The following is a 14,524-nucleotide window of genomic DNA, read 5'->3' as shown; positions in this document are numbered from 1 at the left end:
AGTAAATTTACATGTATCAATTCACAATCTATTTTGTCAAACAAAAAAAGAGCAGCATTTCGCCGCCCTCTGATTTATATATCCAAGCTATTCAATGGATTATGTATGTCATTTTGATCTTTAAGCTCATTACTTCACATTGTCACATTAATGTTCTTATGTCGCATCATCTTCTGTATTGCAAATGCAGACACACCAAAAGCTTTTGGACTCCCACTTATACATACCTAAAGTTCATTTGGATCGTTTCATTTCTACTACTAGATAAATTAATGATAATTGGATACAAAAAAGAATCCCATCTAGTAAAAGACGGGGTTCATTAATTTTAAGAGTTCAAGCTATGCCTATTACTTTTTATTAGTTCCACTATTGCAGCATCAAGATAAACTATTATAGGTATTCCCTTAAATCAGATGCGACCTCTTCCACATCCAAATCGAGATAAACTGTCGTGGTTGCTAGATCTGAATGTCCGAGTGCCTTTGAAATTAGAGCAATGCTTGCCCCTTTGTCTAATAGACTCTTGGCGTACCCTCTCCGTATAGCGTGTGCATTGATATTCTCAAGTCCATAGCGCTTAGCATATTTGTTAAGCTGCTTAGAGATTGCACAGTTCGATGATTTACTTGTGTTCATTTGCAAACCGTTCTGCGTGATAAAAACATTGCGGTTATCTGTTCCAAAGTGGGAGCGGATACCATTATTTAATTTGATAAGCATTTTAAGTATATCTGCAAGCTCCTCATCAATCGGCAGCTTTAGGAACTTATGATTTTTCAAAGTTGAGCCATCAAGGTTCAGACATAGATTTTCAAAGTCGATATGACGCTCCCTAAGCTCGCCTAACGTCCGAATACGAATACCTGTCTTGTACATTAGCTTAATCGCCCCTGCATCCCTAAAGCCAACGAACGAGGTCTGGTCGATGAGTCCTAGGAGCTTGTCAATGTCAGATTCCTTCACTCCCTTTTTGACCTCTTTATCAATTTTGATATGAATGCTATTCCAAAATTTTTCCTTAATCCAACCATTGTTAAAAAACTTGCTGAGAACTGCCTTGGTGGACTTTAAGCGAATCAATTTTGTTGCAGGACTAACCTCTAGTACATCGAGGTAATGATAGAGAGCATCCAATGTAATATCCTCTACATACCTAAGCTTGCAAGTTGTGGAAAACTGCACAAAGATGTACTGATAGCTTTCAATTGTGCGTTGTCTGTTCCCTGCAATCCTCATTTGCTGAAATACTGTATCAAGTGCCTCCTCGATTAACATTCCTTCTCGTTCTAATACCTTCGCCTTCGTTGGCATGACCACAACATCACCACTCACCGCAAACACTCCATTTTTTCTACCTCTAGACATACAAAAAACCTCCCAATCATTTTGATTAGCAGGTCTATGAACCATGAAATATGATAATTTACCATAGGGAGCAGAAAAGGGATATTCAACAAGAGTTCAACTCCCGTTCAATATCCCTAACTCTCAAAACCATTGATACGACTGCATTTGCACCATATCTTACTATGGAAGCGGCGGGAGTCGAACCCGCGTCCAGAAACTTTAAAGTTATCTACACGCATACCTCGCTTTTTCTTTTATAAAAATTCTCTCAAACTCACTACTACCTCTTCTACACCCAAGTCCAAACACTGTGTTGTAACCTCCAGATTTGAATGACCTAACGCCTTGGAGATAAGAGCGCTATTTGCCCCTTTGTTCAAAAGATTCTTCGCATAAGCCCTTCTAAGCGCATGTGCATTGATGTTTGTTAAGCCAAATCACTTACTATACTTTGTCAGTTGCTTTGAGATTGCGTTATTCGTTGATTTTGTATTTAACGATGTTCCTTTAGTTGAAATGAAAACATATTTATTCTTCTCACTATAGTGACTACGAATCTTTTGGTTTTGCTGAATTAGTATTTGTAGCATCTTAATTAATTGATTATCTAGTGGCAACTTTAATAACTGATGATTTTTTAGAATAGCCCCATCGATGTTAATAACCATGTTACTAAAATCGATATGCTTCTCCTCTAGTTGCCTTAAGGTATTGATTCAAATGCCTGTTTTGTACATTGTAAATATTGCCACTGCATCATGTAAGCCTATGAACTTATTTAAATCTATCAGTGACAATAAGATTTAGATATCTTGTTCATCTGCTCCATTTTTAACCTGCTTATCTACTTTTACCGTTATCGTTTGCCAAAACTTTGACTCATACCATCCATTATTGAAACACTTGCTCAAAAATGATTTTAATACCTTAAGTCTAGTCAGCTTTGTTTGGTTTGACACTGGCATTTGTTCAAGCCATCCATAGATTGTATTAAGCGTAATATCTGATAAGTATTGAACATCTTGAACCTTCTTGAAGTTCCTAAGGATGGTTTCATAATCTTTGATTGTACGAGGTCTGTAGCCACTCGCAGTCATCTGCTGAATAATGATTACCGATGCTTCATCAATCGTTTTTGAATTATTCCTCTGCGTAACCGCTTGCTCGGAAATTACAATAATACTATCTAAGTCAATATTCACGTCGAACAGCCCTGTTTTCTTTGTCATAACAAAAAATCCTCCATTCAATTGAATTGGAAGATAGTTTCGTGTCTTATTATACGTAAATGTTAGGGTACAAAAAAGGGTTTCTGCACCAGTGACCGAAGCCCTGACCGAATCCCTAGTTTCTCACAAATCCAATTGTATCAATGGTTTGTGACTGTTTTAATTATGTCCCAGGAGGGATTCGAACCCCCGACCGACGGCTTAGAAGGCCGTTGCTCTATCCAGCTGAGCTACTGAGACGTGCGTTTCAAACTTTCGTTCATTCCCTAAGGACAATACTTAGTATATATTGCCTTAGGAATAAAGTCAACGCTTTTTAAAATCTTTTTTTAAACATTTTTTAATTCCATAAAATCGATTGTTTCATGTGCATTATTCTTGAACGAAACTCGTAGTATTTCATCCCACTCCACAACAGCATACGTCGCTTCTTTCCCGCCCCGCGGCTGCATTGTACTCCCCGGATTCAAGAACAGAATTCCGTCTTTCATCTCAGCACCATACAAATGCGAATGGCCAAACAGAACGATATCTGCCTCACATTCTTTTGCATAATAATAAAGCCCCATCAACGATTGTTTCACATCGTGTTCATGGCCGTGTACAGCTAGGACCGTCTTCCCTTCTACCTCCACCACAACGGACGCAGGGAACCTAGCATCCATGTCACAGTTTCCACGGACTTTATGCATTGTATGTAAAACTGGATCATCGAATGACAGTTCACTATCGCCACAATGGAAAGTCGCATTCGCAGAAAGTGCAGAAACGGCTTTCACCGTTTCCTTATCTCCATGCGAATCACTCATAATAACAATTTTCATTCTGAATCACCTGCAACCGTCATATAGTCTGCTAATCCGAATTTCAACTGAGCTAACGCTGCTCCACGATGTGAAATTTTGTTTTTCTCTTCAGCTGACAACTCTGCCATTGTTCGATTTAATGCTGGCACAAAAAAGATTGGATCATAGCCGAAACCATTTGCCCCTTGCCGTTTAGTATGAATCAATCCTTCACAACTGCCTGAAAACGTTTCTGTAACCAAACCGGGTCCAGCCACTGCTAGCACACAACGGAACCGAGCAGCACGAGCATCCTCAGGAGTCGTTTCTAGCTCTTGTAGCACTTTATCGATATTTGCATCATCATTCTTCTCATGGCCCGCATAACGCGCGGAGTAGACACCTGGTGCGCCTTCAAGTGCATCAATTTCAAGCCCACTGTCATCCGCGATAACGATTTTACCAAGCAAACGTGCAACCGTTTCTGCTTTTAGAATCGCATTTGCTTCGAATGTGTCACCCGTTTCTTCAACATCGATATCCCCTTCGATATCATTCAATGTGAGAACTCGTACTCCCAGTGGCTTAAACAGTGTTTCAAAATCTTTTGCCTTACCCACATTATTAGTGGCAATCAAGACTTCCTTCATAGTTCATTTTGATCTTTCGGTTTGATCAGCTGTGCAATCAGTCCAAGTGCTTCTTTTTGAACTTCGACTAATTGGTTAATCCCTATTTCAGCAAGTTCTACTAGTCCGTTCATCTCCGCCCTTGTGAATGTCGATTCTTCTCCCGTCCCCTGAAGCTCCACGAAAGCGCCTGCTCCAGTCATAACGACATTCATATCGACAGCAGCTGATGAATCTTCGACGTAGTCAAGATCAAGAATGAGTTCGCCTTCAACTGTTTTCCCTACACTTGTTGCTGCTAGGAAATCAGAAATCGGGAACTTTGGTAATCCTTTTTCGAGATGCAATTTAGAAATCGCCATTGCTGTCGCGACGAATGCACCCGTAATGGATGCTGTACGTGTACCTCCATCTGCTTGGATAACGTCACAGTCGATCCAGACCGTCCGTTCACCTAATGCCTCCAAATCGATGACAGCACGTAGAGCACGGCCGATTAAGCGCTGTATTTCCATCGTACGTCCGCCAACTTTACCTTTGGAAGCTTCACGTTGCGTCCTTTGACCAGTTGCACGAGGCAACATGGAATATTCTGCTGTTATCCAGCCTTTTCCACTGTTTCGCAAAAAGTGTGGAACCCGTTCTTCTATAGAAGCTGTGCAAATCACTTTCGTATTCCCAACCGAAATTAGAACTGATCCTTCGGGGTGAATTAAATAATCCGTTTCTATTGTTACCGGCCTAATCATTTCGGCCATTCTACCATCATGTCTCATATGTTGTACCCTCCATCATTAAGATTGCGCATTTATCTTATCATATCCCATTTCATATACGCAAAAACCCGAAATGTCCAAATCGGGACATTTCGGGTTTTTCACAATTCAATATTGCTTACATTAGGCTTTTCAATCGCTAACCAGTCTTCAATAATTGCTTGGAAACTTTCTGATTCTCCTGTTGTATAGAACACTGGCGCCACTTCGTTATCAGCAGCTCGTCCAATGCCGTTAGAAAGTAGGATGCGTTCAACATCGCATACCGTTTCTACCGCGGATGAAATGATTTTCACACTATCCGGCAAAGAAGTTGTAATATAATGTTCCAATAGAGGGTAATGCGTACACCCTAATATCGCTGCATCAAAATCTTTATCTGCAAGCTCACGCAACGTACGGTCAACAATGACTCTTGCATTTTCCGACTTATATTGACCACTTTCGACAATTGGAACAAATTCTGGACATGCAAGTGAGTAAACCATCGCATCCGGTGAAAGAACATGGATTGCGTCGTCATAAGCTCCACTTTTTATCGTTCCAGCAGTTCCAAGCACGGCGATTTTTCCCGCTTCGGACGCATTAACTGCAGCCCGCGCTCCTGGTACGATAACGCCGATGACTGGAAATGAAAATTGTGCTCGGATATCATCGAGCGCAACAGCTGTAGCTGTATTACAAGCGATGACAAGCATTTTTATCCCCATTTTGGAAAGTGCTGACGCCATCTCCATCGTGAACTCCCGGACTTCGTCTATCGGCCGAGGCCCATACGGACAACGGGCATCATCTCCTATGTAAACAATAGGCTCATGCGGCAGTCGATTGAGCATCTCTTTAACCACGGTTAGTCCGCCGACGCCCGAATCAATTACGCCAATTGGTGCTTCCACAAAAACCCCTCAATCCTTTTTCATCTCATGATGTAATTTACTAAGCAAGTCTGAGAAATCCTTAACCTGTTGTTCATCAAAATCTGTTAACACCGAATTCAAATAATGACGTCGTTTATCGATTACTTCTTCGATTACGCGTTCTCCTTCGCTAAGAAGATGAATTCGAACAACACGGCGATCTTGATCATTTCGCACACGCTTCACAAGCGAGTTCTTTTCCATACGATCGACCAAATCAGTCGTAGTGCTGAATGCCAGGAACATTTTGTTCGACAGATCCCCGATTGTCATATCTCCGTGCTCAAATAGCCACTGCAAAGCAACGAATTGAGGCGGTGTAATTGTATAATTACTAAGGATTTGACGGCCTTGCTGCTTGATAATCGCGGCAACATAACGTAATTCCTTCTCCATATGTGCAACTTCATCTGTATATTGAATTTTTGGTAGGTTATTTTCCGTCAATTAAACCAGCTCCCTGAAAACAAATACTGTTTCCCTATTGTCCACCTTTTCTGCGCTTATGGCAACACCTAATAAGTTGATGGTGAAAAACAGAAGTAAAATAGCTGTTTGAGGACTGCATGACGCAGATCAAACAGCTACTTTTTAAGGTCATTCTGATATCGGCCATGAAAACTTCACTTAGTCTCTTTCTGACTGCCCTTTAATAGTTAAACTACTTTTAACGCAATTGCAATTCTCCCAACCGTAACAATTCGATTACCGCTTGTGCTCTGCCAGATACACCCAGCTTTTGAATTGTGTTCGAAATATGGTTGCGAACAGTCTTTTCGCTGATCCCGAGCCGCCCCGCGATATCTTTTGTCGTTTGATCTTCAACGAGCAGATTAAAAATTTCTCGTTCTCTTGCCGTAAGCAAAGAACGGTTTTTAGAGTCTTCTATCAAGACGCGCCCTCCTATCCACTTTCACTTTAAAATATGTGAAGGAGCGGCGAGCTGTGCCGGCTATATTGTGATTTAGTTAACAAAGAGTATTTTCTCCTCTTCAGACCACGGAACGCCCTTGCCTGTCTGTCTGCCAACTTGAACCATAGTACCCCGTCCAGTGAAAACGATGTCGCCTTTTTCGTTCTTCCCCATGTAGTGAATATCAACAGAGCTGTTGCCAACTGTAGCAGCTTTAACAAATATTTTCAGCTTTTCATCAAAAAAAACTTGCTTCATAAAATCACATTGTAAATCCGCAACGACTGGGAAATTTTCACCCTTTGGATCAAGCCAGTTATTCATAAGCTTGATTTCTTTTAAAAACTCAATCCTTGCATGCTCAAAATAAATAAATGGTATTGTGTTGTTCAAATGACCAAACATGTCCGTCTCTGAGAACCGAACGGTCACAGGTACAGAAAACTCGAATTCCGATTCCCAAGTCGACAACTCTTTTATGTATACAGTTTTCATTCAACAAACATCCCCTCTCCCATAATGAATACTCATTCACTCTTCTATTCTATCAAATTCTTACTAATAAATGAAGCGTACAAGATAAAAACCAAAAAAGCCCCACCAAGGCATAATGCCATAGCGGGGCTAGAGACTGAAATCAGTCTACCATTTGGTCACTTCCGAAGAAGTTTTTGAACATTTGTACGTTCGTTGCACGGTTCATCGCTGCAATCGAAGTAGTAAGAGGAATCCCTTTTGGACATGCAACTACACAGTTTTGTGAGTTACCGCATTCGCCAATTCCACCGTCTGTCATAATCGTCGCCAGACGCTCGTCTTTGTTCATTGCACCTGTAGGGTGCGTATTGAACAGGCGGACTTGTGACATAAGTGCAGGTCCCATGAAGTTTGAATTATCGTTAACGTTCGGGCATGCTTCAAGACATACGCCGCACGTCATACATTTTGAAAGTTCATATGCCCATTGGCGTTTACGCTCAGGCATACGAGGTCCTTCACCAAGGTCATATGTGCCATCAATCGGAACCCATGCCTTAATTTTTTTCAATGAATCAAACATGAATTCTCTGTCAACAATTAAGTCACGAACGACTGGGAATGTCTTCATCGGTTCAAGTTTAATTGGTTGTGTAAACTGATCAACAAGTGCTGTACAAGACTGACGCGGACGTCCGTTGATAACCATTGAACATGCTCCACAAACCTCTTCCAAACAGCTCATTTCCCAGTTAACAGGTGTCGTTTTAGTACCTTCTGCGTTGACCGGGTTACGACGAATTTCCATTAAAGCAGAAATGACGTTCATATTCGGTCTATAATCTAAGACAAAACTTTCCCAATAAGGTTGCGAATCAGCAGTGTCCTGGCGGCGAATTTCAAAACGGACAGTTTTCTGTGCAGTCTGTTGTTCACGGTCTTGTACTGCTGTATTGTTTTCACTCATTTAAGTCATTCTCCTTTCTTCGTGGAGTAATCGCGTGTACGTGGCGGAATCAAGGAAACATCTACTTCTTCATAATGGAAGATTGGTGCAGAATGTCCATCGAATTTTGCCATCGTTGTTTTCAAGAAGTTCTCATCATCACGATTAGGGAAGTCTGGTTTGTAATGGGCTCCACGGCTTTCATTACGGTTCAGTGCACCTAGAGTGATAACACGTGCCAAGTATAGCATGTTTTTCAACTGGCGCGTAAATGTTGCACCTTGGTTAGACCATAGTTGTGTATCAGTAATATTGATGTTTTCATACCGTTCAAGAAGCTCAACGATTTTATCGTCTGTCGCTTGTAGTCTGTCATTGTAACGTACTACTGTTACGTTATCTGTCATCCATTCACCAAGTTCTTTATGAAGGACATAAGCGTTTTCGGTACCGTTCATTTTAAGCGTATCGTCCCACTTCTGCTGCTCTTCTTTCACAGCTTCTTCGAAGATTGTTGAAGGAAGATCTACAACAGAACGTTTTAATCCTTTCATATACTTAATGGCATTTGGTCCTGCAACCATACCGCCATAAATTGCTGAAAGGAGTGAGTTTGCGCCAAGACGGTTTGCACCGTGCTGTGAATAATCACATTCTCCTGCCGCGAACAAACCTGGAATACTTGTTTGCTGATCATAATCGACCCATAGTCCGCCCATTGAATAGTGGACAGCCGGGAAGATTTTCATCGGTAATTTACGTGGATCGTCGCCTGTGAATTTCTCATAGATTTCGATGATTCCACCAAGCTTAATGTCAAGCTCTTTTGGATCCTTATGCGAAAGGTCCAAGTACACCATGTTTTCGCCGTTGATACCAAGTTTTTGGTTAACACAAACGTCAAAGATTTCACGTGTCGCGATATCACGCGGTACTAGGTTACCATAATCCGGATACTTTTCTTCAAGGAAGTACCAAGGTTTTCCGTCTTTATATGTCCAGACACGTCCACCTTCACCACGAGCGGATTCACTCATGAGACGCAGTTTATCGTCTCCAGGAATTGCCGTCGGATGAATTTGGATGAATTCACCATTTGCGTAGTGTGCACCCTGCTGATAAACTATCGAAGCTGCAGAACCTGTATTGATAACAGAGTTTGTTGTTTTCCCGAAGATAATTCCAGGTCCGCCTGTTGCCATAATAACTGAATCGCCTTTAAAGGCTTGGATTTCCATTGTCTTCATGTTTTGCGCTTTAATACCGCGACAAACACCTTCTTCATCAAGAACAACACCAAGGAATTCCCAGTGTTCATATTTTGTAACAAGCCCAGCCACTTCATGACTTCGAACTTGCTCGTCAAGTGCGTAAAGGAGCTGTTGTCCTGTTGTCGCGCCTGCGAAAGCGGTACGGTGATGCATTGTTCCTCCGAAACGTCGGAAATCGAGCAGTCCTTCTGGCGTACGGTTGAACATTACACCCATCCGGTCCAATAGACTGATGATTCCTGGTGCTGCATCCGTCATTGCTTGTACTGGTGGTTGGTTCGCAAGGAAGTCACCGCCATATACAGAGTCATCGAAATGGATTGAAGGCGAGTCACCCTCACCTTTCGTATTTACTGCACCGTTGATGCCACCTTGTGCACATACAGAGTGGGAACGTTTAACAGGAACAATTGAGAACAAGTCAACCGGCGTACCATCTTCAGCCGCTTTGATAGTTGCCATTAGACCAGCTAATCCTCCGCCTACGACAATCAATCTGCTTTTTGCCATTATTGTTTCACTCCTCGAATTATAGGTGATCTTGTATTTCAATAAATCAATTTACAAATCAAACAAAAGCAAATAGTGCTTGTATACCAATTAAAGAAAGAACTAGGAATATCGCCATCGATACATATGTGACGATTGTTTGTGAACGTGGAGATTGTGTAATTCCCCAACTTACAAGGAATGACCAAACGCCGTTCGCCAAATGGAATGTAGCTGCAAGGACACCTGCAATGTAGAATGCAAGCATGAACGGATTCGCTAGGATGTCAGCCATCATATCGTAGTCAACATGGGCTCCCAATGCTTTTTGGATCCTTGTTTGGTAGATATGCCATGCAATGAACACGACTAGGAATACTCCCGTGATGCGTTGCAGCATGAACATCCAGTTGCGGAAAGTCCCGTAACGCTGTACGTTATTTTTTGCTGTGAAAGCTATGTACACACCGTAGAACGCATGGAACATAAGTGGGATGTAGATGATGAACCATTCCAAAAATAGAACGAATGGTAAATTCCCCATGAAATTAGATGCCGCGTTAAACGCCTCAGGACCACGTGTTGCAAAGTTGTTAATCACTAAGTGCTGGGCAAGAAAAAGCCCCACTGGAATGATTCCGAGCAGTGAATGAAGACGGCGCAAATAAAAATCTGATTCTCTTGACAAGTCTTTTACCCTCCCTTATTAACTCAGTCCGTCAGTTCGCCTCTGTCATCATTTCGACATGAAACGACCGTTGACGACGTACCTCTTCGTGGTACAATATTATGACATAACCATTGTACTCCTCAGTTTTGAAGAGGTCAAGACGATGTGTACTTTTCGAAACGCCCAAATTTAACATATTAATTATTCCCTAGGATTCACTAACGCTATCATTTAACCGAAAGGGTTGCATATTCGATTGGAAAATACTACATATGATTCACCTACTCGCTTCGGTTATGAAATTTTAAGAGATCACGTGTTACCCAGTATTCTCGGTAAACATGAAGACGAAATACTCTATTGGGCTGGAAAAGAAGTAGCTCGGAAATTCCCTATTTTCGGAGTTGATGAACTTCCTGAATTTTTTCAAGAAGCTGGATGGGGCCCTCTTCAACTCTATAAGACTTTGAAAGATGAGGCTTTTTATTCGTTAAAAAACGATTTCGATACAAATGCCCAAAACAGATCTTGTCAACTTGAAGCTGGTTTCATCGCACAACAATATCAGAAATTTAATGGACTGCTTACTGAATGTTACGGAGAATTGAACGAAAAGGATGGTCTTATTCACTTCCAAGTGAAGTGGGACTTAAAAACGAAAGTTTAGATATAATAAAGAAGATGCACCCCTAATCGGGTGCATCTTCTTTATTATAAATCATTTCAATTTGCATCCAATCCGAACTGGTTATGTAGTGCCGCTACCGCTTTTTCCATATCTGACTCAGGAATGACGACGGATACCTTAATTTCAGACGTGCTGACCATTTTCACCGGAACGGATTCGCTACGAAGTATTTCAAACATTTGTGCAGCGACTCCCGGATTAGATACCATTCCACTTCCGACGATTGAAACTTTCGAAAGACCCACTTCAAAATCAGCTCTACTGTATCCAAGGTCTTCTTTTTCTTTTTCCAAAACGTTAATCGTTTCTGCGAAATCTTCTTTCTTAATAGAAAATGAAACAGATGGCTGTACGCCTTCCATAATTGTCTGGACGATAATATCAACGTTTACACGATGCTCCGCAAGTGTAGTGAATATATTCGCAAGCGAGCCGTTGTAAGGAACGTCATACATAACTGTAATCCGAATGATATCTCTTTCAAAGGCGATACCCCGAACAATTAAATTGTTTTCCAAATCAATTTCCTCCTTGATAATCGTTCCTTCACCTTCCATATGCGCAGGCCTAACTCGAAGAGGCATTTGATGGTTCTTGGCAAACTCAACCGCTCTCGGGTGAAGTACACCCGCGCCTAGATTCGCGATTTCAAGCATTTCATCATACGATATTTCCTCAAGTTTCTTCGCTTGTGCGATTAATCTCGGATCTGTCGTGAATACCCCTTCAACATCTGTGTAAATATCACAGATAGCAGCATCAATTGCAATCGCAATGGCGACAGCACTTGTATCAGATCCCCCACGGCCAAGTGTTGTCAACTCACCTGAGCTGTCAGCACCTTGAAAGCCGGTAATTACTGCAACAGCACCCGATTCAAGCGTCGATACAATCTTCTCTGCATGGACTTGCTCGATTCGCGCATTGCCATGAACGGACTCTGTCGTCACGCCCGCTTGCCAACCCGTGTATGAGCGAGCTTCCAAACCTTGTGCTGCAATTGCCATCGCTAAAAGAGATGCGGTTACTTGCTCGCCGGTCGCAAGCAGCATATCTAGTTCACGGCGACCTGCTTTCGGATTAACTTCCACAGCAAGCTTTAGAAGTTCGTCTGTAGTTTTCCCCATTGCGGAGACGATAACCGCCACTTGATTCCCCCGATTTACTTCACCTTGAACAAGCTTTGCGGCGCGCGCAATCCTTTCGGGGTTCGCAACTGATGTGCCACCGAATTTCATTACAATTCGTACCATGATAATCCCTCCGATTTCCCCCTGAACGCAAAAACAGCCCTCATATATATGAGAGCTGGTCCGATTGGAGCTATCGCCTAAGAGACGCTCCGTTCAGATAGCTCTCCAGGTATTTTTATACCTGACAGACTTCCATTTATTCAATGGAAGTCCAGCAGGACAATCGTGACAGCCGATTGATCCGCTTCGGCGAATACACCTTTCAATCCCCTTCATCAGGCTGCCGCCTTCCGGAGATTTACTATTGGTACCCGCACCTCTATCTTCACTTCTTATGAAATTATAAGTGAAAAAAACGCAGTGCGTTCACTCTATCACATTATTTCTCTTCTCGCAATGCTTCCTCACGAAAATACGTTTCCACTGATTCTGCAACCGCCAATGGTAAACCTGCTTCTTGTAACTCTTCAATGGAAGCTTCACGAATCTTTTTAACTGATTCAAAATGTTTAAGTAATAATGTTTTCCGCTTCGGTCCAACTCCCGGCAGTCCGTCGAGTGCGGAAGTTAACGAATTCGATTCACGCCGTTGTCTGTGGAACGTTATTGCAAACCGATGCACTTCATCTTGAATCCGCTGTAACAAATAAAATGCCTCACTCGTTCTTTTCAACGGGATCATTTCAACCGGATTGCCGTAAAGAAGCTGTGCTGTCTGATGTTTCTCATCTTTCGCAAGTCCAGCAATCGGAATAGATAAGTTTAACTCATCTTCAATGATTTCCCTTGCTGCTTCCATATGACCTTTTCCGCCGTCGATGACGATCAAATCCGGTAATGGCAAATCATCCCTCAGCACGCGGATATAGCGGCGCCGGACAACTTCACGCATCGCCGCGTAATCGTCGTGTTTTGCCGCATTCATCGTCTTATACTTTCGATAATCTTTACGGTTTGGTTTCCCATCAAGGAATGACACCATTGCAGAGACAGCATCCGAACCATATGTATGCGAGTTATCGAATGCTTCAATACGGAACGGTATCGTGATATTCATCGCTTCACCAAGTTCCTCACACGCACCAATTGTACGGAGTTCTTGCCGTTCGATAAGTTGAAACTTTTCTTTTAATGATATTTCAGCATTTTTGATCGCAAGATGGACGAGATCTTTCTTTTTACCACGCTGCGGAATAAACACAGAGACATCTAGTAGTTGACGTACGATTTCACTGTCAATCCCTTGAGGCAAAAGAATTTCCTTAGGAATTAAATGTTGAGATTTCCCGTAAAACTGCCCAATGAATGTCAGCAATTCTTCTTCCGGTTCTTGATAAAGTGGGAACAGCGATACATCCCGTTCAATCAACTTTCCTTGACGAACAAAAAAGACTTGAACACACATCCAGCCATTTTCTACTGCAAATCCGAAGACATCACGATCAGTGAAATCAATCATTGTCATAGCCTGTTTTTCCATAACCGCTTCGATATTAACAATCTGATCACGGTATTCTTTCGCCCGCTCAAACTCCAAATTTTCTGCAGCAGCAGACATTTTCCCTGTCAATTCTTTTTTAACACTTTTATAACCACCGTTGAGAAAGCGGGTAATGTCATCTACCATTTCCTTATACGTTTCCAGACCCACTTCATTAACGCAAGGGGCAAGACACTGGCCAAGATGGTAATACAAACAGACCCGATCCGGCATCGTATGACATTTCCGATAAGGATAGAGCCGGTCAAGTAACTTTTTCGTTTCACCGGCGGCAAAAGCATGAGGATACGGACCGAAGTACTTCCCTTTGTCTTTTTTCACCTGTCTCGTAATGATTAGTTTCGGATGACGCTCTGCTGTTAACTTTAAATACGGATAAGTTTTATCATCTTTTAGCATGATATTGTATTTCGGATCATACTGTTTGATAAGATTCAACTCGAGGACAAGTGCTTCTAGATTGGATGACGTGACAATGTATTCGAAGTCTATGATTTCTCCAACAAGCCGCTGGGTTTTCGCATCATGGCTACCCGTAAAATAACTACGCACTCGATTTTTCAACACTTTCGCTTTTCCAACATAGATAATTGTCCCTTGCCTGTCTTTCATCAAATAACAGCCCGGCAAATCCGGTAATATGGCTAACTTCTCTGTGATTAACTCATTCATATAATTCACCTACCCAAA

The 14,524-nt window shown here is 42.0% G+C and carries 16 protein-coding genes, 1 tRNA gene, 1 pseudogene and 1 riboswitch; of the genes and pseudogenes, 1 reads left to right on the top strand and 17 read right to left on the bottom strand.

Going from position 1 to position 14,524, the window contains the following annotated elements; all coding sequences use genetic code 11:
• Positions 1 to 393 precede the first annotated feature (393 nt).
• The 15 genes and pseudogenes from FQ087_RS02860 to FQ087_RS22305 form a co-directional block, all read right to left on the bottom strand.
• Positions 394 to 1,368, bottom strand: a complete 975-nt coding sequence (locus FQ087_RS02860; protein ID WP_149579040.1) for a tyrosine-type recombinase/integrase — start codon at positions 1,366 to 1,368, stop codon at positions 394 to 396.
• 236 nt (positions 1,369 to 1,604) lie between these two features.
• Positions 1,605 to 2,066, bottom strand: a pseudogene (locus tag FQ087_RS22810) (tyrosine-type recombinase/integrase).
• Positions 2,067 to 2,153: 87 nt separating this feature from the next.
• Positions 2,154 to 2,579: a phage integrase SAM-like domain-containing protein gene (locus tag FQ087_RS22805; RefSeq protein WP_149579038.1), complete on the bottom strand. Its 426-nt coding sequence runs from the start codon at positions 2,577 to 2,579 to the stop codon at positions 2,154 to 2,156.
• 166 nt (positions 2,580 to 2,745) lie between these two features.
• Positions 2,746 to 2,819: transfer RNA gene (locus tag FQ087_RS02840), tRNA-Arg, on the bottom strand.
• A gap of 89 nt (positions 2,820 to 2,908) precedes the next feature.
• On the bottom strand, positions 2,909 to 3,403 hold the full coding sequence (locus tag FQ087_RS02835; RefSeq protein ID WP_149579037.1) for a metallophosphoesterase: 495 nt from the start codon (positions 3,401 to 3,403) through the stop codon (positions 2,909 to 2,911).
• On the bottom strand, positions 3,400 to 4,014 hold the full coding sequence (locus tag FQ087_RS02830; protein ID WP_149579036.1) for an XTP/dITP diphosphatase: 615 nt from the start codon (positions 4,012 to 4,014) through the stop codon (positions 3,400 to 3,402). The genes FQ087_RS02835 and FQ087_RS02830 overlap by 4 nt, the downstream gene beginning before the upstream one ends.
• Positions 4,011 to 4,769 carry a ribonuclease PH gene (gene rph / locus FQ087_RS02825; RefSeq protein ID WP_149579035.1) on the bottom strand — a complete coding sequence of 253 codons (759 nt, stop codon included), beginning with the start codon at positions 4,767 to 4,769 and terminating at the stop codon, positions 4,011 to 4,013. Before rph ends, FQ087_RS02830 begins: the two co-directional genes overlap by 4 nt.
• A gap of 101 nt (positions 4,770 to 4,870) precedes the next feature.
• Positions 4,871 to 5,665: a glutamate racemase gene (racE, locus tag FQ087_RS02820; RefSeq protein ID WP_149579034.1), complete on the bottom strand. Its 795-nt coding sequence runs from the start codon at positions 5,663 to 5,665 to the stop codon at positions 4,871 to 4,873.
• A gap of 9 nt (positions 5,666 to 5,674) precedes the next feature.
• On the bottom strand, positions 5,675 to 6,082 hold the full coding sequence (locus FQ087_RS02815) for a MarR family winged helix-turn-helix transcriptional regulator (protein ID WP_149580727.1): 408 nt from the start codon (positions 6,080 to 6,082) through the stop codon (positions 5,675 to 5,677).
• 271 nt (positions 6,083 to 6,353) lie between these two features.
• Positions 6,354 to 6,578 (bottom strand): helix-turn-helix domain-containing protein, encoded by a 225-nt coding sequence (locus tag FQ087_RS02810; RefSeq protein WP_067207867.1) that lies wholly within the window; start codon positions 6,576 to 6,578, stop codon positions 6,354 to 6,356.
• A gap of 72 nt (positions 6,579 to 6,650) precedes the next feature.
• Complete coding sequence (locus tag FQ087_RS02805) at positions 6,651 to 7,094, bottom strand: acyl-CoA thioesterase (RefSeq protein ID WP_149579033.1); 444 nt, start codon at positions 7,092 to 7,094, stop codon at positions 6,651 to 6,653.
• Between the two features lie 142 nt (positions 7,095 to 7,236).
• Positions 7,237 to 8,043, bottom strand: coding sequence for a succinate dehydrogenase iron-sulfur subunit (gene sdhB / locus FQ087_RS02800; RefSeq protein WP_149579032.1), 807 nt, complete (start codon positions 8,041 to 8,043; stop codon positions 7,237 to 7,239).
• 5 nt (positions 8,044 to 8,048) lie between these two features.
• Entirely contained in the window at positions 8,049 to 9,803 is a 1,755-nt protein-coding gene (gene sdhA, locus FQ087_RS02795) for a succinate dehydrogenase flavoprotein subunit (RefSeq protein ID WP_149579031.1), read from the bottom strand.
• A gap of 58 nt (positions 9,804 to 9,861) precedes the next feature.
• Positions 9,862 to 10,470 carry a succinate dehydrogenase cytochrome b558 subunit gene (locus tag FQ087_RS02790; RefSeq protein WP_149579030.1) on the bottom strand — a complete coding sequence of 203 codons (609 nt, stop codon included), beginning with the start codon at positions 10,468 to 10,470 and terminating at the stop codon, positions 9,862 to 9,864.
• A gap of 31 nt (positions 10,471 to 10,501) precedes the next feature.
• Positions 10,502 to 10,648, bottom strand: coding sequence for a hypothetical protein (locus FQ087_RS22305; protein ID WP_188006618.1), 147 nt, complete (start codon positions 10,646 to 10,648; stop codon positions 10,502 to 10,504).
• A 60-nt stretch (positions 10,649 to 10,708) separates the two neighbouring features.
• On the opposite strand from FQ087_RS22305, the gene FQ087_RS02785 reads away from it, so the two are divergent.
• A complete protein-coding gene (locus FQ087_RS02785) occupies positions 10,709 to 11,119 on the top strand; it encodes a YslB family protein (protein ID WP_149579029.1) in 411 nt (136 codons plus the stop codon).
• Positions 11,120 to 11,175: 56 nt separating this feature from the next.
• Here the strand turns inward: FQ087_RS02785 and FQ087_RS02780 are convergent, their stop codons facing one another.
• Positions 11,176 to 12,393 carry an aspartate kinase gene (locus tag FQ087_RS02780; RefSeq protein WP_149579028.1) on the bottom strand — a complete coding sequence of 406 codons (1,218 nt, stop codon included), beginning with the start codon at positions 12,391 to 12,393 and terminating at the stop codon, positions 11,176 to 11,178.
• Between the two features lie 90 nt (positions 12,394 to 12,483).
• Positions 12,484 to 12,663, bottom strand: a riboswitch (Lysine riboswitch).
• 49 nt (positions 12,664 to 12,712) lie between these two features.
• Positions 12,713 to 14,506 carry an excinuclease ABC subunit UvrC gene (gene uvrC, locus FQ087_RS02775; RefSeq protein WP_149579027.1) on the bottom strand — a complete coding sequence of 598 codons (1,794 nt, stop codon included), beginning with the start codon at positions 14,504 to 14,506 and terminating at the stop codon, positions 12,713 to 12,715.
• Between the last annotated feature and the right edge of the window lie 18 nt (positions 14,507 to 14,524).

It is taken from the genome of Sporosarcina sp. ANT_H38 (assembly GCF_008369195.1).
GTDB lineage: Bacteria > Bacillota > Bacilli > Bacillales_A > Planococcaceae > Sporosarcina.
The sequence above is the reverse complement of the archived record's forward strand: the minus strand, read 5'-3'. Positions and strand labels throughout refer to the sequence as shown.